The organism is Cloacibacterium caeni, from assembly GCF_907163125.1.
Taxonomy (GTDB): Bacteria; Bacteroidota; Bacteroidia; order Flavobacteriales; family Weeksellaceae; genus Cloacibacterium; species Cloacibacterium caeni_B.
In genome coordinates this window covers 886,996-907,958 of sequence record NZ_OU015319.1, presented here as the reverse complement: position 1 = coordinate 907,958, position 20,963 = coordinate 886,996, and the positions used below count along the sequence as shown (strand labels likewise).

Sequence of the window (20,963 nt, the reverse complement as noted above, 5' to 3'; positions counted from 1 at the left end):
TCGGGATTCTTTTATGCTATAAGTAATATTTTTATAAATTTGCCTAAAATAAATTATTATGTACGGATTACTTAAAGGTAAAAAAGGAATTATTTTCGGCGCGCTTAATGATCAATCTATCGCTTGGAAAGTAGCAGAACGTTGTCATGAAGAAGGTGCAGAATTTATCCTTTCAAACGCTCCTATAGCAATGAGAATGGGCGAAATAGATGCTTTAGCACAAAAAACTAATTCAGAAGTAATTGGCGCAGATGCTACTTCTATGGAAGATTTAGGAAAACTTTTTGATGCGGCTATCGCTAAATTTGGTAAAATAGATTTCATCCTTCACTCTATCGGAATGTCTGTAAACGTAAGAAAAGGCAAACATTATACAGATATCAACTATGATTGGTTAGAAAAAGGTTGGGATGTTTCTGCAGTTTCTTTCCACAAAGTAATGAAAACCGCTTGGGAAAAAGATTGTATGAATGAGTGGGGTTCTATCCTAGCACTTACTTACATCGCTGCTCAAAGAACTTTCCCAGATTACAACGATATGGGAGATAACAAATCTTACCTAGAATCTATCGCAAGGTCTTTCGGTTATTATTGGGGAGAGAAAAAAGTAAGAGTAAATACCATTTCTCAATCTCCTACCGTAACTACAGCAGGTTCTGGTGTAAAAGGTTTTGGAGGTTTTATGGGATTTGCAGAAGATATGTCTCCTCTAGGAAACGCTACTGCATTAGATTGTGCTAATTATTGCGTGGCAATGTTCTCTGATCTTACAAAGAGAGTTACTATGCAAAACCTGTTTAATGACGGTGGTTTCAGCAATACCGGAGTTTCTCAAAAAGTAGTAGAAAAATACAACGGAGAGTAAAATCTCTAACATTTCAAAATACAGAATCCATTCATCACCTTGTTGAATGGATTTTTTTATGGCGCTTTAACACGCTGTCCGCTATATCTTTTTTAAATTTTCTCCAAACTTATTTTCCGAGGCTAAAAATTTAAAAAAGGATGCCGCTTCCATCGTTAGCGCGGTGAACGCAGATAAGAAAATTTAGTTATATTTGGAAAAAACTTCTCTACAATGAATTACCGCAAAATTCTACTTTCTACCGCTATTTTAGCATTTTCTTTTCATCATGCGCAAAACCTTAAACTCAATCCTACTTCGGCAGAAGAACGCTGGAAAGGTTACGAACAAAGAAAAAAATTAGAAGAAAAATCTATTCTCAAAAATTTAGAATTCAGAAATGTAGGTCCTACTACCATGAGTGGTAGAGTTACAGATATAGATGCCAATCCAGAAAATCCTACAGAATTTTATGTGGCTTATGCTTCTGGTGGATTGTGGTACACCAATAACAACGGAACCACTTTTACTCCTATTTTTGATAGAGAAGCTGTAATGACCATTGGTGACATTTACATAGATTGGAAAACAAAAACCATATTCATAGGAACTGGTGAAAGCAATTCTTCTCGTTCTTCTTATGCAGGAATGGGAATTTATAAAAGTACAAACCAAGGAAAAACTTGGCAAAACCTAGGCTTAAAAGATACGCATCACATTGGCCGAATTGTAGTAAATCCCGAAAACAATAATGAAATTTGGGTTGCAGCTGTTGGACATTTATATTCACCAAACGCAGAAAGAGGCGTTTTCAAAACCAATGATGGTGGTAAAACTTGGAAAAAAACACTTTCGGCAGACCAAAATTCTGGAGCAATTGATTTAGCGATTAATCCACAAAATCCAAAAGAAGTTTACGCTACACTTTGGTACAAAGAACGTAAAGCTTGGAAATTTGTAGAAAGTGGCGCTTCATCTGGAATTTTCAAATCAAATGATGGTGGTGAATCTTGGCAAAAAATTTCAACCAAAGATTCTGGCTTTCCAGAAGACGAAAACGTAGGAAGAATAGGACTTTCCATTTTCCCAAAAAATCCAAATATCATTTACGCAATTGTTGATAATCAAAAAACAAGACCTGCTTCAACTACAAAAGAAGAAAAATCTGAAAAATCTTTGGACAAAGCCAAAATGCAGAAAATCACCAAAGAAGAATTCTTGGCTTTAGATGATAAAATGGTTAATGAATACCTTGATGGAGAACGTTTCCCTGAAAGATACACCTCTGAAAATCTAAAAAAATCGCTCAGAGAAAATAAAATCACGGTAAAAGATATTTTCAACTATACGCATAATGGAAATGATGATTTATTCAACATCGAAATTGAAGGTGCAGAAGTTTATCGCTCTGATGATGCCGGAAAATCTTGGAGAAAAACCAACGAAAAAAATCTAGACGGTTTATATTACACTTACGGTTATTATTTTGGGCAAATTTGGGTTTCGCCAACCAATCCAGATAAAGTAATTATTGCAGGTGTTCCGATTTTGGTTTCAGAAAATGGCGGAAAATCTTTCAAATCGATAGACTCTCCAAATGTTCACGCAGACCACCATTCTATTTGGCTTAACCCGAAAAATGACCATCATTTCATCAATGGAAATGATGGCGGAATCAATATTTCTTACGACAATGGAAATTCTTACATTCATTGCAATTCATTGCCAGTTTCACAGTTTTATTCGGTGGATTATGATTTAGAAAAACCTTACAATGTTTATGGCGGAATGCAAGATAATGGTGTTTGGTTTGGGCCATCAAGCAATAAATTTGACTATAAAAAAGGAAAGTTTGATAATAGCGATAATTTCAAATTTCTTCTTGGTGGAGACGGAATGCAAGTTCGTGTAGATTTCAGAGATAATGCAACTTTATACACTGGTTTTCAGTTTGGGAATTATTTTAGAATCAACAGAAAAACCAATGAAAGAAAATATCTAGAAGTTCCGAGAGAAATTGGCGAAAATCCACTTCGTTTCAATTGGGAAGCACCTTTCCAGATTTCTCGTCATAATCAAGACATCGTTTATTTTGCTTCACAAAGTATTTACAGAAGTATGGACAAAGGCGAAACTTGGCAAAAAATTTCTGGAGATTTAACCAGAAATACCAAACAAGAAAATGTACCTTTTTCTACCCTTTCAACGATAGAAGAAAGTCCGAAAAAATTCGGTTTAATTTATGCAGGAAGTGATGATGGATTGGTAAATGTAACCAAAGACGGCGGAAATTCTTGGCAAAAAATTGGCGATTTCCCAGGATTTTGGGTTTCTATAGTACAACCTTCTTCTTTCTCAGAATCTAGAATTTATTTGAGTTTAAATGCTTACAGAGAAGATGATTTCCGTACATTGCTTTACAGTTCTGATGATTTCGGGAAAACTTGGAAAAAAATTGGCGAAGATTTACCTTCAGAACCTATAAATGTCATCAGAGAAGATCACACCAACGAAAATCTATTGTATGTAGGAACGGATAATGGATTGTACATTTCTCTAGACCGAGGAAAAACGTTTATGTCTGCCAACAATGCTACTCTTCCTAATGTAGCAGTCCACGATTTAAAAGTTCATCACAGAGATAATGAATTGATTGTAGCAACTCACGGAAGAAGTATCTACATTGCCGATGTGAAGAAATTACAAAAATTAACGCCAGAAAATTTAGCTAAAAATTTAATCGTTTTTGATGTTGAAAGCATTAATTTCAAAGAAAATTGGGGCAAATCTTACAGTAATTTCACTGAAATTGAAAAGCAGAATTTCCCAATAGAATTTTACACAAAAAATGCAGGAAATGCTGTCCTTAAAATCATCAATGCTCAAAATGAAACCGTAAAAACCATTGCTCAAAATGCTGATAAAGGTTTTAACACGATTGATTATGATTTGACAGTAAATGCCACTGAAAAGTCTAAAAAAGCAGATGATGGTAATGTTTACATCACGCCAGGAAAATACACGGTAGAAATTTCCATCAATGGAGTTACGGAAAAGAAATCGCTGGAAGTGAAAGAAAGACCTAAATCTAAAAACAAAAGAGTAACCGAAGTTCCGCAAGGAACAATGTCTCCAGGAGAATTTAAAAAATGGAGAAAAGAAGTTGGCTTCAAAAAACAATTATGATTTTAAAACGCAAAGAATTTTTAAAAAAATCTCTCTTTTAGGGAGCAAAGCTTATTCCGTAAACGGAATTGATTAAGCGAACGCTTCAAGAGTGAATTTATTCACTTTCTTTGCTTTCTTAAAATCTTTGTAAAGCAATAATAATCTTTGCGTTAAAAAGTTAACACAAAAAAAGTCCCGAAAATTTCGGGACTTTTCTATTATTTTACACTTGGAATTACGATGAGACTTTCGTTTCCTGAACTGTTTACCGCTTGTACTGCAAAGAAATAATTATCTTTAGAATAAGGCAGTTTCATAGAATTTTCTTTGGTGAAAAATTTCTTTTGCCAAGTAGAAGAATCGGTTTCACGCATGAGAACATAGTAACCTACAACTTCTCCATTTTTTGGTTTTTCCCAATGAATGGTCGTGAAATTGGTCAATTCTTTTACATCCATTTTCACATTTTCTGGTTTTGAAGGAGATTTTGCCAAATTTGCCAAAACAGAAACATTTACCCCAACATTTTTCTTGAAATATTCAAAATCCATAAATTCTGGTAAATCTCCAAATTGCTTACCGTTTTCTTTTCTAATATCTTGATGTTGATGGTCGTAATTTTCATTGAATTCAGTCAATCTTACCGCTGAAAAACCTTGATTCACGAAAGAAGTATGATCGCCGCCACGAAGAAATCTGTCGTTTCTATAGATTAATTTAACTTCTAAATTGTCCACATAACGCTCTCCAATTTCCTTAATGTATCTTGCCAACTGTCTGGCTTCTCCATCATTTTCTAAACCTAAATTTCTAATTCCTTGCGCTTTTTTATCCAAATCAAATTGCGGCAAACCTTCAGAAAAAACTCTTAACTGATTGGCATTGATTAGATTGGTTTCACTGGAAAGATTATTCCCAATCATATCATTATTCAACAAAGCTTCTAATTGCCAATTTTCATTTTTTGCCTTTTCTGCAAGCATTTTAGCACCTAACAAACCTTGTTCCTCACCAGAAAATGCTACAAAAACTATAGTTGCAGGAAATTTTGATTGGCTCAAAATTCTGGCAGATTCTATTACAGCACCTACTCCGCTTCCGTCGTCATTTGCTCCAGGTGCGAAATCTTTGGCATTCATCACATCAGAAACTCTGGAGTCAAGATGTCCGCCAATCATAAAAATTCTTTTATCATTAGGATCAGTTCCACGCAAAATAGCAATAGCGTTTCCTAAATCTGTTGGCTGATTGATTCTTTTTCCGTCTGGTTGAATGGTTTGATTTTGTAGAAAAACTTCCATTCTTCCATCAGCATTTTTAGCATAATTTCTAAATTTAGAAAGCACCCAATTTCTAGCAGCACCAATTCCTTTTTTAGCATCAGTAGTAGAACTCATCGTATGACGAGTACCAAAACTTACTAATTTATTGATATGAGATTTTAAAGAATCTGCGCTTACTTGAGACACATAATTCGCAATTTCTGCATCTCTGGAAACGGTTTGTTGTGCCGAGAAAACAGCAGGAATTAAAAAAACTAAAAGTATAAGTTTTTTCATTATTTAGAGTTGGTTTTATTTATTTTAATTTCAAAATTTCTTGACAAAAACGTTCTACCACTTCGGTTTCTGTAGCCCAAGAAGTAATAATTCTAATGGCTGATGTTTGTGCATCTATTTTCTTCCAAACATAAAAATCAAACTGTTCTGAAAGTTTCTCAATTTGTGAATTTTCTAAAATTGGGAAAATCTGATTGGTATCTGTTTCCGCCAAAAAATTACAACCTATTTCTTTGAAAGTTTGCTTGATTTTCATGGCTTGTTGATTGGCATGTCTTGCTAAATCCCAATATAAATCGTCTTTCATCAACTCTTGAAACTGAATTCCGAGTAATCTTCCTTTCGCGAGCATTGCCCCTTTTTGCTTAATGTGAAACCCGAATTCTTCTTGCAGACTTTGTCTGTTTATAATGATTGCTTCACCTAATAAAGCTCCGTTTTTGGTTCCGCCAAGATAAAAAACATCTGTAAACTTCGCTACATCTTCTAGCGTTACATCATTGCTTTCTGCCGTTAAAGCGTGTCCTAATCTGGCGCCATCCATAAATAAATATAGATTTTTTTCTTTGCAAAAATTTGATAAATTTTCCAATTCTTTTTTGGTATAAATCGTTCCAATTTCGGTAGAATTAGAGATGTAAACCAACTTCTGCTTTACCTGATGCGGAACATTGGCATGTACATCTAGCACATTCTGAATATCTTCTGGTCTTAATTTTCCATCTTTGGTTTCTACGCCGTGTACTTTATGACCTGTAGCTTCTATTGCACCAGTTTCATTGGTGAAAATATGACCAGTATTAGCCGAAACTACACTTTCGTGTGGTCTTAAAATACTAGAAATTACAATTAAATTGGCTTGCGTTCCACCACTTACCAAATGAACTTTAGACTCAGGGGATTTTGATTTTTCTCTGATGATATTTGCTGCATTTTCTGAGTAAATATCTAGTCCGTAACCGTTTTGTTGGTCTAAATTACATTGAGAAAGTGCCTCCAAAATTTTGGGATGGCAACCTTCGGAATAGTCATTTTTAAAAGAAAATTTCATAGGACTAAATTAAGGAAAAAGTGGAAGATTTTTAATACTTACAATATTAATTTTAAAATAAACATGTTCTTTTGTCTTGAAACAAAAGAACCAAAAATTCAAGACTGGAAACTCGGCTAAAATTTTAAATAATTTTCTAAAATTTCCAAAACTCGTCCCTAGCTTTTTCCTTACATACTCAAACAGTGGAAATTTCTTTACAAAAATTTTTAAAAATTTTTAAACGCCTCCGTTTCCTAGGTCATAAAAATCGAAAAACTTAATTCAAAAAGTTTAATAAAATACGAAAATTGCGCCCCAGATTGAGCCATTGTTGGAGCTCATCTCAAAAAATATGGGAATTAGGATTGGCTTTTGAGATAGCGACTGGCGAAAGCTGGAAATGGCGCCCAAATTATTGGCTTTTTCTATAAAATTTAGCTATTTTTTCATTAATTTCAATAAAGTGTGTAACCTTTTCGTTATAATGAACGTATAATAAGATATGAGACAGTTAAAAATTACAAAACAGGTTACCAATAGAGAAACCGCTTCCCTTGACAAATATTTGCAAGAAATTGGTAAAGTAGAACTCATCACAGCAGACGAAGAAGTAGAACTCGCTCAAAGAATCCGTAACGGAGACAGAGCTGCTCTAGAAAAGTTAATTAAAGCCAACTTGCGTTTCGTGGTGTCTGTATCAAAACAATATCAAAACCAAGGATTATCTCTTCCTGACCTTATTAATGAAGGAAACCTTGGTCTAATGAAAGCTGCTAAAAGATATGACGAAACCAGAGGTTTCAAATTTATTTCTTATGCAGTTTGGTGGATTAGACAATCTATCTTACAAGCTCTTGCTGAGCAATCTAGAATTGTAAGATTACCTTTGAACAAAATTGGTTCAATCAATAAAATCAACAAAGCTTACGCACACTTAGAACAAGAAAACGAAAGACCACCTTCACCAGAAGAATTGGCAGAAGTTCTAGACATGAGCGAAGAAGATATTAAAGAATCTATGAAAAACTCTGGTCGTCACTTATCTATGGACGCACCATTAGTAGAAGGAGAAGATTCTAACTTATATGACGTTTTACGTTCTGGTGAATCACCAAGTCCAGATAAAGACTTAATGCTAGAATCTCTACAAATAGAGATTGAAAGAGCTTTACAAACGCTTACGCCAAGAGAAGCAGATTTGGTAAGATTATACTTCGGTCTCAACGGAAAACATCCTATGACTTTAGAAGAAATAGGTGAAACTTTCGACTTAACGAGAGAAAGAGTAAGACAGATTAAAGAAAAAGCAATTAAGAGATTGAAACACAACTCTAGAAGCAAAATCTTGAAGTCTTACCTTGGTAAATAATTTAGCAGTCGGCTTTCAGCTATCTGCAAACAGCAAAAAGATAGCGAAAGCTATCTTTTTTTATTTTAAAATATTTTATTAATCAAGCTGAAAGCTAAAAGCTGACAGCAGAAAGCAATTTAAATGAAAACAAAACTTATTGCACCTTCAGTTTTATCTGCAGATTTTGGGAATTTACAGCGTGATATAGAAATGATTAACGGCAGTCAAGCCGATTGGTTTCATGTAGATGTAATGGATGGAAGATTCGTTCCGAATATTTCATTTGGTTTCCCAGTAATGAAAGCGATTCAGGAACACGCCAAAAAATTTGTAGATGTACATCTTATGATTGTAGAGCCTGAAAAATATGTAGAAGAATTCATCAATTACGGTGCAGACTTGGTTTCTGTACATTATGAAGCGTGTACACATCTTCACAGAACCATTAATTTGATTCAAGACAAAGGTGCAAAAGCTGGTGTAGTGCTTAATCCTTCTACTCCAGTTTGGGTATTAGAAGATATTATTACCGAAGTTGATTTGGTACTTTTGATGAGCGTAAATCCTGGTTTTGGTGGACAAAAATTCATAGAAAACACTTACAAAAAAATCAGAGAAACCAAAGAATTGATTCTGGAGAATAATTCTACAGCGCTCATCGAAATAGACGGCGGTGTAAATACCGAAAACGCACCAAAACTCTTCGAAGCAGGTGCAGATGTTCTGGTAGCAGGAAATGCTGTTTTTGCTAGTGAAAATCCAGAAAGAACAATTGAACTATTGAAAGTTTAAAATTACTTAAAGAGATATAAAAATAAAAAGTTCGAGAAAATTCTCGAACTTTTTTTATAAATTTTGGGTAAAACTATTTGATTAGAAAATTTCTCTTCCAGAAAAATGGAATTGCGCTTCAATTAGAGCATTTTCATCAGAATCTGAACCGTGAACTGCATTTTCACCTACGCTTCTTGCAAACATCTTTCTAATAGTTCCTTCTGCCGCATCTGCAGGATTAGTAGCACCGATTAGTTTTCTGAAATCTTGTACTGCATTTTCTTTTTCTAAAACAGCAGCTACGATTGGTCCAGAAGACATAAATTCTACTAATTCTCCGTAGAAAGGTCTTTCTGCATGTACTTCATAGAATTTTTTAGCATCTGCAACTGTAAGTTGAGTTAATTTTAATGCTTTGAATGTAAATCCTGCTTCCGCAATTTTCCCTAAAATTGCTCCAATGTGCCCATCTGCAACTGCATCTGGCTTAATCATTGTAAATGTAATGTTACCTGACATAATTTTTTTAAAATATTTTTTGCAAATGTAAGATTTTTTTGTATTTTTGCAAAGGAAACTTATTTCAAAGAGAGCCATTTTCTTTTGGCACGTTATTTGCAATATTAATAACGATTCTCATGTTTAATTTGAGTTTTCATGGTTATTAGTTTTTACCTCCAAGCAATTGGAGGTTTTTTTTATGTAAAAATAAAATGTTAGATTTGAAAAATATTACATCTAACAACATGAATTCCCTTACCGAAGAAAACTATTTAAAAGCCATTTTCCATCTATTAGATTCTGAAAATCAGGTTACTGTAAATGAATTAAGCAAATTTTTACAAATCAAAATGCCTTCTGTAAACAGCATGATGAAAAAGTTTGCAGACAAAAATTGGGTAATCTACGAGACCTATAAACCAATAAAAGTTACAGAATTGGGAAGAAAAGAAGCGGCTATAGTGGTAAGAAAACACCGATTAACAGAAATGTTTTTGGTTGAAAAAATGGGATTCGGTTGGGAAAATGTACACGAAATTGCAGAACAATTAGAACATGTACACTCTGAAGATTTTTTTGACAAGATGGATGAAATCCTCAATTTTCCAAAAGTAGATCCTCATGGTGAACCTATTCCAGACAAAGACGGTATCATTATTACTCAAAATCTTAAAAAACTAAGTGAGTGTAAAATAAATGAAACAGTAATTCTTACTTCTGTGACTATTTCTACAGATGATTTTCTGAATTACCTCAACCAGAGAAATTTAGCTTTAGGTGCAGAAATTTTAATTAAAAACATAGAAAAATTTGATGGTTCTATGCAGATATATTTTTCAGATAGAACAGAAGTTCTCAGCAAAATGGTTTGTGAGAAACTATTGGTAAAAAAATAAATCCCGAAAATGGACTGCCCCCAAAAAGTTAGACACTTTTTAGGGGCATTTTTTATGGGGAAAAGTAAATATTCATTAGACTTTAAATTAAAAGCTATAAAGAGATATCACAAAGGGGATATTGGAACAGACGATTTAGGAAAACGCATTGGAGTTTGTGGTTCCTTGGTTCGTAAATGGATAAAATTTTATGAACTTTATGGAGTTTCAGGACTTGTTCGGCTTTCCAATACGCATTACACAAAAGATTTTAAATTAAAGATTTTATCAGTAATTGAGAAAGAGAATTTAAGTTTAAAAGAAGCGTCGAGAAGGTTTAATATTCCTGCGGAGTCCAGTATTCTTAGTTGGCAGCGTAATTACAAAAAAAATGGTATTTTAGGTTTAGAAAACATACCCAGAGGAAGACCTAAAACCATGAGTAATTACACGCGAAAAAAAAAGAAAACAGGCAAACCCTTAACAAGGGAGGAAGAACTGTTGGAGAGGATTTATTATTTAGAAGCCGAGAACGCCATTTTAAAAAAGTTAGACGCCTTAATTCAGGAAAGGAAAAATCCAAAGCCATCGAAGAGTTAAGGCAGGACTTTGATTTAGCAGTACTACTGCATTGTACATCGATGGCAAGAAGCAGTTTTTATTACTATCAAAAACGCTTTCAAATGAAAGATAAATATGCGGAAATAAAAGAAATGATTAAGCAGATTTATCATCGTCACAAAGGAAGGTTGGGCTATAGAAGAATTACTTTGCTTTTGAAAGAAAAAGGAATTTTGATTAATCACAAAACTGTTTTACGACTTATGAAAATATTAGGTTTAAAGAGTATTATCCGAGTGAAGAAATATAAATCTTACAAGGGAGAGCAAGGGAAAATTGCGCCCAATGTTCTACAGAGGAATTTCAAATCGGACACTCCTAATCAGAAATGGGCAACCGATGTTACAGAGTTTAATGTATCGGGTAATAAACTTTATCTATCTCCAATCATCGATTTATTTAATGGTGAAATTGTCAGTTTTGACTTATCTGAAAGACCTGTGTTTAGCCAAATCATCAGAATGCTAAAGAAATCATTCAGAAAAGTAAAATCTACACAAAACATCATTCTACATTCTGATCAAGGTTGGCAATATCAAATGAAACATTACCAAAACTTGTTAAAAGAAAAAGGTATTATTCAAAGTATGTCCCGAAAAGGAAACTGTTTGGACAATGCGGTGATAGAAAACTTTTTTGGAACGATAAAATCAGAAATGTTTTATGCCAGAAAGTTTGGTTCCATTCAGGAACTTAAGATGGAAATAGTGAAGTACATTCACTATTACAACAATGATAGAATAAGACTCAATCTCAAAGGAAAGAGTCCGGTACAGTACCGAACTCTTTCCTTTGAAAATATTGTTTAATTTTGTCTAAACTTTTGGGTGCAGTCTAATTTCTTCGGGATTTTATTTTTATGTATTGAAATATCAATTATTTTCCAGCTTTTAGAGCAGCTTCTACTGCTTTCATTTCTTGGAATTTAGCATCATTATGTGAAGTTTGATATAAACCTTTTAATAAAGATACAATTTCTACATCTTTAGGGTTAAGAGAATAAATTTTCTCTGCATAAGGAATAGCCTTGCTTAATTTCGCTCTTCTTTCACCTAATAATTTATTGAATACATCCATTTTTTTAGCTTTTCTAGCTTCATCTATAGCAGCGATTGCCTTATCATCTCCATTTACATAAATATTATAAATCATACCTTGTAGAGCTTCTACATAGTTAGGGTCTATTTCTAAAGATTTTTTGAAATATCCTTCAGCGTCAGCTAATTTACTTGGATCTTTACTTGCTAAAACTCCTAAATTATACCAAGAAACTTTATCGTTAGGATTTTTAGCAACTTGGTCTTTTAAGTTAGCCATGAATTGATCTATTTTCCCTGATTTGTAGTAAACCGTACCTTGTTGTTCTGTTAATTTGCTACTTTTTGGAAATTTAGCCAATCCTTTATCTATTAATGCTAAAGCTGAGTCATAATTTTGATTTTCAATTTCTAAAGCTACAGCTGTTTCATATAATTCTTGTTCTACACTTGGAGTGTTTTCTGTTTTAAAATCAGTATAATCTCCGGTTGCTCCCATTTTTTTATAAAGCTCAAAAGAATTTTTGTCAAGATTTTCTACTGCTCCTGTTTTCTTATTTTTTGCTTTATATTCAGTTTTTACACCAGTATAACCTTCATTAATTAACTCATTATAAACCTTAGCAGCTTCTACATTTTTTTGACCTTGAGCATAAGATACACCTGCATAATATTTGTATAGTTTATCTTCACTACCTGCAGCAGCTAATAAATTATTTACTTCTAAGAATTTTTTTCCTGCTACTTCATGGTTTTTCGCATTATAAGCAGCCATAGCTTCTTCATTTGCTTTAGTCAAAAGTGGATTAATCTTTGCTCCAAGATTTCCTACAAGTGTAGGTGCGTAAGTTTCTTCTTTAAGATTAGCTACTCCAGATGCGTCTGCAGCTTGTTTACCTACGTAATACACTTTTTGTTTCTCTGCGTTCTTGCCTACATAAATTTTAGATTTTCCAAGTGCAGAGATATTTGCTAATACTTCTGCTCCTTCAGAAATTTTTCCTGTATTTAAAAGTCCAAGACCTTTAGCATAATAATATTGTTCTAAAACGGTAGGCTCTAAAAGGTAAGTTTTACCACCTAAAATTGCATCTGCAGCACCAATCTGTGTATTTGCTGTAGCAGTATCATTTGCTTCGATTGCTTTGAAAGCAGCTGAAATTTCTTTTTTTTGTCCAAATGAAAAACCAAAGGCAATAACTGCTGCACTTAAAATTATTTTTTTCATAATGTAAAAATTAAATTTTTAAAAAAGGACAAGTTTATGGCTTGTCCTCAATATAATACTATTCTTCTTCGTTCTTATTTAATGTATCTTCTTGAGATTCTAGAGGAGCTTGATTTTGAGTTTCTTCGTCATTATTTTCTACTGTCTCTTCAGTTTCTTCTTCTACCTCTTTGTCCATCATCACTTTAGCAACAGCAGCAATCTCGTCATTATTTTTCAAATTAATCATTCTTACTCCTTGAGTATTTCTACCCATAACTCTTAGGTCATCCATTCCCATTCTGATGGCAACTCCAGATTTGTTGATAATCATCAAACCATCTTCATCTGTAACCGACTGAATCGCAATAAGATTTCCTGTTTTTTCAGTAATATTAAGGGTGATTACTCCTTTTCCACCTCTATTGGTAATTCTATAATCTTCTACTGCGGTACGTTTACCATATCCTTTCTCCGAAACGACCAAAACAGTTTCATTTTGAATATCATTTACCACAATCATGCCAATTACCTCATCTCCATCAGATAAATCTACACCACGAACTCCAATAGAACTTCTACCAACTGCTCTTACTTTTTCTTCTGGGAACCTGATACATTTACCACCTTTAGTAGCAATCATGATTTCAGAAGTTCCTGTAGTTAATTTAGCTTCTAATAATTGGTCATCTTCTCTAATTTCAATAGCATTAATACCATTTACTCTAGGTCTAGAATATTGTTCAAGAGATGTTTTCTTGATGATACCATTTTTAGTCACCATTACTACATACATAGAATTTACATAATCTACATCTTTTAGATCATTGGTTCTGATGTACGCTCTGATTTTATCATCTGGTTCTATGTTAATTAAATTCTGAACCGCTCTTCCTTTCGCTGTTTTAGAACCTTCAGGAATTTCGAAAACCCTTAACCAGAAACATTTTCCTTTTTCGGTAAAGAACATCATGTATTGGTGATTAGTCGCCGAAACAATGTATTCTAAGAAATCTGCATCTCTAGTGGTAGCAGCTTTATTACCAACTCCACCTCTACTTTGAACTTTGTATTCAGAAAGTGGCGTTCTCTTAATATAACCAGCGTGAGAAATTGTAAGAACTACTTTTTCGTCTGGAATTAAGTCTTCGATAGACATTTCTCCACCTGAGTAATCTATTTCTGAACGTCTTTCGTCACCGTATTTTTCTTTAACTTCTAGCAATTCATCTTTGATGATTTGGTATCTTCTAGGTTCGTTGGTCAAGATATCTTCCAAATCTTTAATTAAAGCCATAATTTCTTCATACTCGGCTCTAATTTTGTCAAGCTCCATTCCTGTTAAACGAGCAAGACGTAAATCTAGAATCGCTTGAGCTTGAATTTCTGAAAGTTCGAATTCTGCAATTAATCCTTCTTTTGCTTCTTGTGGATTTGCAGAATGACGAATAATGGCAATGGCTTTATCAAGAGATTCTTGCGAACCAATTACCTTCATAAAACCTTCTAAAATATGCGCTCTTTCTTTCGCTTTTTTCAGCTCATATTCTGTTCTTCTCACAATCACTTCGTGACGATGGTCTACGAAATGATGAATAATATCTTTAAGATTTAATTGTTCTGGTCTACCATGAACTAAAGCGATATTATTAACAGAGAAAGAAGTCTGAAGCGAAGTGTATTTATACAATAAGTTAAGAACAACATTTGGAATAGCGTCATTCTTTAATTCATAAACTACTCTAAGACCGTTTCTGTCAGACTCGTCTCTGATTTCATAAATTCCAGGAATTTTTTCATCTTTTACCAATTCTGCAGTTCTGGCAATCATCTCTGCTTTATTCACTTGGTAAGGGATTTCGGTAACGATGATCGCATTTCTATTGCCTATTTCCTCAAAACTTACTTTAGCACGAAGCACAATTCTGCCTCTTCCTGTGTGGAAAGCATCTCTTACTCCTTCATAACCATAAATAATACCACCTGTTGGAAAATCTGGAGCAATAATATGCTTCATCAATTCATCTATGGTGATTTCTCTATTGTCAATATAAGCACAAATAGCATCTACAGCTTCAGATAAGTTATGAGGCGCCATGTTGGTAGCCATACCTACAGCAATCCCCGAAGTTCCGTTTACTAAAAGATTAGGAATTTTGGTAGGAAGAACTTTAGGCTCGGTAAGAGAGTCGTCGAAGTTGTTTTGAAAATCTACCGTTTCTTTGTCTAAATCAGAAAGAATTTCGTCTGAGATTTTTTTCAATCTAGCTTCGGTATAACGCATTGCTGCAGGTGGATCTCCGTCCATAGAACCGAAGTTACCTTGACCATCTACTTGCGGATAACGCAAACTCCATGGTTGCGCCATTCTTACCATCGCATCATATACCGAAGAATCTCCATGAGGGTGATATTTACCTAAAACATCCCCTACAATTCTTGCAGATTTTAAATATTTTCTGTTCGAAAAAACGCCCAAACCATACATCCCGTATAAAACTCTTCTGTGAACAGGTTTTAAGCCGTCTCTTACATCTGGTAACGCTCTGGAAACAATTACCGACATTGAGTAATCAATGTAAGAGGATTTCATTTCATCAACGATGTTGATAGGAATTAGTCTTTCTCCTTCTTTATGCATACTTTATTTTTTAATTATTTGAAAATCAGAATTATAGCAAAATAAACTGATTCCTAAATTTTTCAATTTTAAATAACGCACGAATATACGAAAAAATGCCGAAAAAATTGACGGAAATTCACAATTTGTTATCCACAAATAAGCTAATATTTATCATTTTTTGAAAACAAAATAAACCGCTAAAACCAAACAGACAAAAGCCACTAAATGATTCCATTTAAACGATTCATTTTTAAAGAAAAACACTGCAAAAACGGTAAAAACAACCAATGTAACTACTTCTTGTATAATTTTCAACTGAAACAAGGTAAATGGACCACCATTTTCTCTAAAACCAATTCTATTAGCTGGAACTTGAAAGATATATTCAAACAAGGCAAATCCCCAACTGATAAGAATAACCGACCAAAGTACAGATTTTTTCATCCAACCCCATTCTTGAAATTTGAGATGACCATACCACGCAAATGTCATGAATATGTTTGAAACCAATAAAAGTAGAACGGTGAGAATTCCTTTTGTCATTTTTGAGTATTTTTGCAAAATAATTTCCAAAAATAAGAAAAATGAGCATTTTAAGCATAACATTCCATACCGTAGAAAGCCAATTGCAGACTTGGGAACAGTATTTAGAGAATGAATTGATAACTTTAGTTGAAAACTTTATAGACGTAGAAAAATACATTCTTTCTGAAGTAAATACCGAAATGCTTACCGAAGGCAAGAACACTAATCTCCTTCTCATCTTCGAAAGCGATGAAAAAAGACAAGAGTTCACAGAAACTGAACTCTACAATCTTTCAGAAATAATCGCTCGAAAATTCGGGGAAAGCGTGATGATTTTCAAAACAGAATTAAACGAAAAAAAATCCAGATTTTAAATAATCTGGATTTTTTTTAATTTTATTTTAAACTGGTTTATTTTCTACTTGATAGAATTCTTAAAATATACCAGAAAAGAAGCATGATTGAAGCAAATAGTTGTAGTGACGCTCCTACATATTGATTAGGAGAATAAACATCTTTTAATTTCTGTGTTTCATATAAAATACTTGCCGAAGCCAATAAAACCATTCCTAGTGAAAACCATAATCCTAAATTAAATCCAAAAAGGATTGCAATTACGATTAATCCTAGAGAAACAAAACCTCCTATTACAATAACATTTTTCAGGAAAGAAAAATCCTTATTGCTTAAAAAAGCAACAGCTGTTAAGCCTCCAAATAAAGCTAAAGTAAGGAGCGCAGCTTGTTTTAAAACCTCTAAACTTTCTGTGTACACTACAGCCAAATAAATCATTGGCAAAAAGATAATCGCTTCTAATAAAACATAAAAAGCTAAGCCTAAATACTGCACATTTTTACTTTGAGAAAGCGTCCATTTATTCGCTAATGTAGAACCTAACCAAAATAACCCCAAAATTAATAACCAAGCAAATTTTTGAGAAACCATCGCAATGATATACTCTTCTGGAATGTTGAATAATAAAATGTATTCTACCAACGCAAATGCTAAAAGTGCAAAAGCAACATGTAAATACGTTTTTTTGTAGAATTCTCCTTTCTCAATATCAGTAGCTTGAGAAACTAATGTAGTTTGAATTTCCATAGATATTTGTTTTTAAAAATTTTAATTGTTAAAAATAGAAAAAATATTTATACCACACTTAAAAAAGCCATCGTATCAATATTATCTGCATAAGTATTGAGACTAGGATTTTGCGCTTCCCCAAAGTTTACAGAATTTTCTATTCCCAATTCTGGTTTTGCTACCACACACTGAATATTTGATTCATTTTCCACGAGAAAAGCGTGAACTTCTTCTACACTTTCGTATCTGCTGAAATTAAGCACAGAAAGCGGCGAAAATAGTGCGCTATCTTCTTTGAGCATTACAAAATTATTATCCCAAAAATTTTCTTGATTTAAGAGATAAACTGCTTTGTTATAATCATAGTTGTTAGCATACTTGTGATGATTAATCACGTCTTTAAAACCTAAAAAGTTCTCAAAAAGTCTGCTTAATTCATAATCTTTCGGGATAAGAAGTCTCGTTACATTTCTACAACCTAAACCAAAATATCTGAAAATATCTTCTGCCAATAATTGCAATTCTTCATCAGTTTCATCTCCTTTAATTACCGCCACAGAAGTTCTGTTTTTTCTAATAATAGACAAAGCATCTTTAAAATAATATTCTAAATATCTCGCCGTATTATTACTTCCTGTAGCAATTACCGCATCATATTCTGTCAATCTTTCTACGATTTGAAACTCTAAATTCCACTCAGAAAATTCACCCCATTTTTTCAAAAAGAAAGGCAAAAGAAGTCTGTCTTTAGAAGAGAGCTTAATCAGCGGAATATGATTGCTTAGAATCACACACATCACATCATGAAAGCCTACTAAAGGAATATTCCCCGCCAAAATCAATCCTACTTTTTTAGATAGTTGAGAAACCTGATATTCTGCGAGCCAATTTTTTATATTCTCTTCGGTTAAAATATCTGCCCAATTTTTAAAACAAAATCTTATGTTTTCTTGAGTAAACCAAGGGTTTTCTACCTCGCTTCGTCTCATCAATGCGGCTAATTCTTGCTCATCATGAGTATAATCAATTTCTGATTTTTGTAAAAACTGTTGAAGATAATGTCCTAATTTACTTAAACCCTGTATTTTGAGATCTTGTTTCATTTTATTTATTTAATCCTATTATTTTTGCACTTATTATTAAAAATTACCTCAAAAAAGATAAGTTTTACCATGCAAAACTTTTCCAAATCAACTGAAATTTACTAATTTTGTGCAAATTTAAAAAAAATACCTAGCAATGGCTATTATAATAACAGACGAATGTATTAATTGTGGAGCTTGCGAACCAGAATGCCCTAATAACGCGATTTATGAAGGAGCTGTAGATTGGAAAGCTTCAGACGGAACCAGTCTAAAAGGAACCGTAACTTTGAAATCAGGTTTAACAATGGATGCTAATGCACCTCAAAGACCTGTAAGTGATGATGTTTACTACATTGTTCCTGATAAGTGTACCGAGTGTAAAGGTTTCCACGAAGAACCACAATGCGCTGCGGTTTGTCCGGTAGACTGTTGTGTTCCAGATGACAACCATGTAGAAACGGACGCAGAACTTTTAGGTAAAAAAGCATTTTTACACGGCGAATAAAAATTAAAAAAATCCCGCTTCATTCTGCATGAGCGGGATTTTTTGTTTCAATAAATTTACAATCATTCTCAATAAAAATATGAAAAAACATAATTTCAGTGCAGGACCTTGCATTCTCCCTCAGGAAGTTTTCCAAAAATCAGCAGAAGCGATTTTAGACTTTAACGGAATGGGACTTTCAATTTTAGAAATATCTCACCGTAGCAAAGACTTTATCGCAGTAATGGATGAAGCCAGAGCCATTGTAAAAAGATTAATGAATCTTAATGATGACTATGATGTATTATTTTTAGGTGGAGGCGCAAGTTTACAATTTGCGATGGTTCCTTTTAACTTGATGAAAGAAAACGGAAAAGCAGCTTATTTAGATTCTGGGAACTGGGCTGCTAATGCAATTAAAGAAGCCAAAAAATTAGGAACAGTAGATGTAATCGGTTCTTCTAAGGAAGAAAATTACTCTTTCATTCCAAAAATTGAAGAAGTAGGTGCAGAATATGATTATTTCCACTGCACTTCTAACAATACCATTTATGGAACTCAAATCAAAGATTTTCCAAAAGCCAATACTTTAATGGTTTCTGACATGAGCTCTGATATTTTCTCTAGAGTGTTTGATTATTCTAAATTTGATCTAATCTATGCAGGTGCTCAAAAAAATATGGGACCAGCTGGAGCTACTCTTGTAGTGGTAAAAAAAGAAATTCTAGGAAAATCAGGCAGAGTTATTCCATCTTACTTAGACTACGCTCAACATGTAGCGAAAGAATCTATGTTTAATACGCCGCCAGTTTTTGCAGTTTACGCTTCACTACTTACCCTACAATGGTTAGAAAATAATGGCGGAATAGCTGCTGCCGAAGAAAGAAATATTGCTAAAGCGAAACTTCTTTACGATGAAATAGACAGAAATCCATTATTTGAATGTTTCTGCGTTCCAGAAGATAGAAGTTTAATGAATGTTTCATTCAAAATTACAGACGAATCTAAAAAAGAAGCTTTTGATAACGCTTGGAAAGCTGCGGGAATCAATGGATTAAACGGACACAGAAGTTTAGGTGGTTACAGAGCAAGTCTTTACAATGCCTTACCAATAGAAAGCGTACAGGTTTTGGTAGATGTTATGAAATCTATTTAAAATCTAAAGAAAAATATGAAAATTTTAGCAAACGACGGTATTTCAAATTCTGGAGAAAAAGTTTTGAAAGAAGCTGGATTAAATCTTCTTGACAATAGAGTTTCTCAGGAACACCTCATTCCTTTTATCAATGAAAATCAAGTAGAAGTTTTATTGGTTAAAAACGCTACACAAGTAACTAAAGAACTTATAGACGCTTGTCCGAGTTTAAAAATCATAGGAAAAGGTGGCGAATCAATGGATAATATAGATGTAGAATACGCCAAATCTAAAGGAATTCATGTCATTAATACACCAAACGCTTTTGCTAAATCCGTGGCCGAATTGGTTTTTGCGCATTTTCTGACTTTGATTAGATTTTTGCACGATTCTAATAGAAATATGCCTTTAGAAGGTGATACTAAATTTGCGTTTCTCAAAAAATCTTACGAAAAAGCAACAGAACTTTCAGGAAAAACACTAGGAATCATTGGTTTTGGAAACATCGGAAAAGAAGTTGCCAAAATAGGAATTGGTCTTGGAATGAAAATTATTTTCTACACCAGAAAACCTAAAACAGATACCATTTCTTTAGAATTTTTTGACGGAAGAACTATTGATTTTGAATTCACTTCTACCAATGATAAGGAAGCGTTTCTAAAAGAGGCAGATTTCATCAGCATCAATACTTCGGAAACTACTGAATACATTATAGATACGCCAGAATTTGAAATGATGAAAGATGGCGTTTTCATTGTAAATACTGCAAAAGGCGGTGTAATCAATGAAGTAACACTCATTGATTATATAGAAAATAAAAAAGTAGCGGGAGCTGCTCTAGATGTTTTCGAAACCGAACCAAAACCAGAAATTCAGATTCTGATGAATCCTTCGCTTTCGCTTTCTCCGCATGTTGGTGGAAGCACTTTAGAAGCCCAAGAAAGAATAGGAACAGAATTAGCACAACAAATTATTGACTTACAAAAACTTATATAATTTAAAAATTTATTATATTCGCAAAATTTAAAAAATTAAACTATATAAAACCTCAAATTAAT

The 20,963-nt window shown here is 33.4% G+C and carries 18 protein-coding genes; 10 read left to right on the top strand and 8 right to left on the bottom strand.

The window, feature by feature from the left end; all coding sequences use genetic code 11:
- The first annotated feature begins 55 nt into the window (after window positions 1-55).
- A complete protein-coding gene (locus KKQ79_RS04140; RefSeq protein WP_213190676.1) occupies window positions 56-865 on the top strand; it encodes an enoyl-ACP reductase FabI in 810 nt (269 codons plus the stop codon).
- A gap of 213 nt (window positions 866-1,078) precedes the next feature.
- Entirely contained in the window at window positions 1,079-4,030 is a 2,952-nt protein-coding gene (locus KKQ79_RS04135) for a VPS10 domain-containing protein (RefSeq protein WP_213189108.1), read from the top strand.
- Between the two features lie 200 nt (window positions 4,031-4,230).
- On the opposite strand, the gene KKQ79_RS04130 is transcribed toward KKQ79_RS04135, so the two are convergent.
- On the bottom strand, window positions 4,231-5,571 hold the full coding sequence (locus KKQ79_RS04130) for a M28 family metallopeptidase (protein WP_213189107.1): 1,341 nt from the start codon (window positions 5,569-5,571) through the stop codon (window positions 4,231-4,233).
- Window positions 5,572-5,590: 19 nt separating this feature from the next.
- Window positions 5,591-6,622, bottom strand: a complete 1,032-nt coding sequence (locus KKQ79_RS04125; protein WP_213189106.1) for a threonine aldolase family protein — start codon at window positions 6,620-6,622, stop codon at window positions 5,591-5,593.
- A gap of 484 nt (window positions 6,623-7,106) precedes the next feature.
- Between KKQ79_RS04125 and KKQ79_RS04120 the strand changes: the two genes are divergently transcribed.
- Together KKQ79_RS04120 and rpe are read left to right on the top strand one after the other, a co-directional pair.
- On the top strand, window positions 7,107-7,973 hold the full coding sequence (locus KKQ79_RS04120) for a sigma-70 family RNA polymerase sigma factor (protein ID WP_069797503.1): 867 nt from the start codon (window positions 7,107-7,109) through the stop codon (window positions 7,971-7,973).
- A gap of 123 nt (window positions 7,974-8,096) precedes the next feature.
- A complete protein-coding gene (gene rpe, locus KKQ79_RS04115) occupies window positions 8,097-8,747 on the top strand; it encodes a ribulose-phosphate 3-epimerase (protein ID WP_069797499.1) in 651 nt (216 codons plus the stop codon).
- Between the two features lie 81 nt (window positions 8,748-8,828).
- Here the strand turns inward: rpe and KKQ79_RS04110 are convergent, their stop codons facing one another.
- Window positions 8,829-9,248: a nucleoside-diphosphate kinase gene (locus KKQ79_RS04110; protein ID WP_213189105.1), complete on the bottom strand. Its 420-nt coding sequence runs from the start codon at window positions 9,246-9,248 to the stop codon at window positions 8,829-8,831.
- Between the two features lie 227 nt (window positions 9,249-9,475).
- Between KKQ79_RS04110 and KKQ79_RS04105 the strand changes: the two genes are divergently transcribed.
- On the top strand, window positions 9,476-10,126 hold the full coding sequence (locus tag KKQ79_RS04105; protein WP_213190675.1) for a metal-dependent transcriptional regulator: 651 nt from the start codon (window positions 9,476-9,478) through the stop codon (window positions 10,124-10,126).
- A 54-nt stretch (window positions 10,127-10,180) separates the two neighbouring features.
- Window positions 10,181-11,535, top strand: a protein-coding gene (locus KKQ79_RS04100; RefSeq protein ID WP_213190656.1) for an IS3 family transposase whose coding sequence is annotated in 2 segments (ribosomal slippage) — window positions 10,181-10,655 and window positions 10,655-11,535 — 1,356 coding nt in all. Because the reading frame shifts where the segments join, the coding sequence is not laid out codon by codon here.
- Window positions 11,536-11,602: 67 nt separating this feature from the next.
- Here the strand turns inward: KKQ79_RS04100 and KKQ79_RS04095 are convergent.
- The 3 genes from KKQ79_RS04095 to KKQ79_RS04085 all read right to left on the bottom strand — a co-directional run bounded on the left by KKQ79_RS04095 (window position 11,603) and on the right by KKQ79_RS04085 (window position 16,136).
- Window positions 11,603-12,991: a tetratricopeptide repeat protein gene (locus KKQ79_RS04095; protein WP_213189104.1), complete on the bottom strand. Its 1,389-nt coding sequence runs from the start codon at window positions 12,989-12,991 to the stop codon at window positions 11,603-11,605.
- Window positions 12,992-13,049: 58 nt separating this feature from the next.
- Window positions 13,050-15,611: a DNA gyrase subunit A gene (gene gyrA, locus KKQ79_RS04090; RefSeq protein WP_213189103.1), complete on the bottom strand. Its 2,562-nt coding sequence runs from the start codon at window positions 15,609-15,611 to the stop codon at window positions 13,050-13,052.
- A 153-nt stretch (window positions 15,612-15,764) separates the two neighbouring features.
- A complete protein-coding gene (locus KKQ79_RS04085) occupies window positions 15,765-16,136 on the bottom strand; it encodes a DMT family protein (protein WP_213189102.1) in 372 nt (123 codons plus the stop codon).
- Between the two features lie 41 nt (window positions 16,137-16,177).
- On the opposite strand from KKQ79_RS04085, the gene KKQ79_RS04080 reads away from it, so the two are divergent.
- On the top strand, window positions 16,178-16,492 hold the full coding sequence (locus KKQ79_RS04080) for a DUF4286 family protein (RefSeq protein WP_213189101.1): 315 nt from the start codon (window positions 16,178-16,180) through the stop codon (window positions 16,490-16,492).
- 37 nt (window positions 16,493-16,529) lie between these two features.
- Here the strand turns inward: KKQ79_RS04080 and KKQ79_RS04075 are convergent, their stop codons facing one another.
- Together KKQ79_RS04075 and KKQ79_RS04070 are read right to left on the bottom strand one after the other, a co-directional pair.
- Window positions 16,530-17,219 carry a Bax inhibitor-1/YccA family protein gene (locus KKQ79_RS04075; RefSeq protein WP_213189100.1) on the bottom strand — a complete coding sequence of 230 codons (690 nt, stop codon included), beginning with the start codon at window positions 17,217-17,219 and terminating at the stop codon, window positions 16,530-16,532.
- Between the two features lie 47 nt (window positions 17,220-17,266).
- Window positions 17,267-18,304: an acyl-CoA reductase gene (locus KKQ79_RS04070; protein ID WP_213189099.1), complete on the bottom strand. Its 1,038-nt coding sequence runs from the start codon at window positions 18,302-18,304 to the stop codon at window positions 17,267-17,269.
- A gap of 136 nt (window positions 18,305-18,440) precedes the next feature.
- Here KKQ79_RS04070 and KKQ79_RS04065 point away from each other — a divergent pair, with 136 nt between their 5' ends.
- The 3 genes from KKQ79_RS04065 to KKQ79_RS04055 all read left to right on the top strand — a co-directional run bounded on the left by KKQ79_RS04065 (window position 18,441) and on the right by KKQ79_RS04055 (window position 20,901).
- On the top strand, window positions 18,441-18,791 hold the full coding sequence (locus tag KKQ79_RS04065) for a 4Fe-4S dicluster domain-containing protein (RefSeq protein ID WP_069799317.1): 351 nt from the start codon (window positions 18,441-18,443) through the stop codon (window positions 18,789-18,791).
- A 79-nt stretch (window positions 18,792-18,870) separates the two neighbouring features.
- On the top strand, window positions 18,871-19,926 hold the full coding sequence (gene serC, locus KKQ79_RS04060; protein WP_213189098.1) for a 3-phosphoserine/phosphohydroxythreonine transaminase: 1,056 nt from the start codon (window positions 18,871-18,873) through the stop codon (window positions 19,924-19,926).
- Between the two features lie 15 nt (window positions 19,927-19,941).
- Window positions 19,942-20,901 carry a D-2-hydroxyacid dehydrogenase gene (locus KKQ79_RS04055; RefSeq protein ID WP_213189097.1) on the top strand — a complete coding sequence of 320 codons (960 nt, stop codon included), beginning with the start codon at window positions 19,942-19,944 and terminating at the stop codon, window positions 20,899-20,901.
- The last annotated feature ends 62 nt before the right edge of the window (window positions 20,902-20,963 follow it).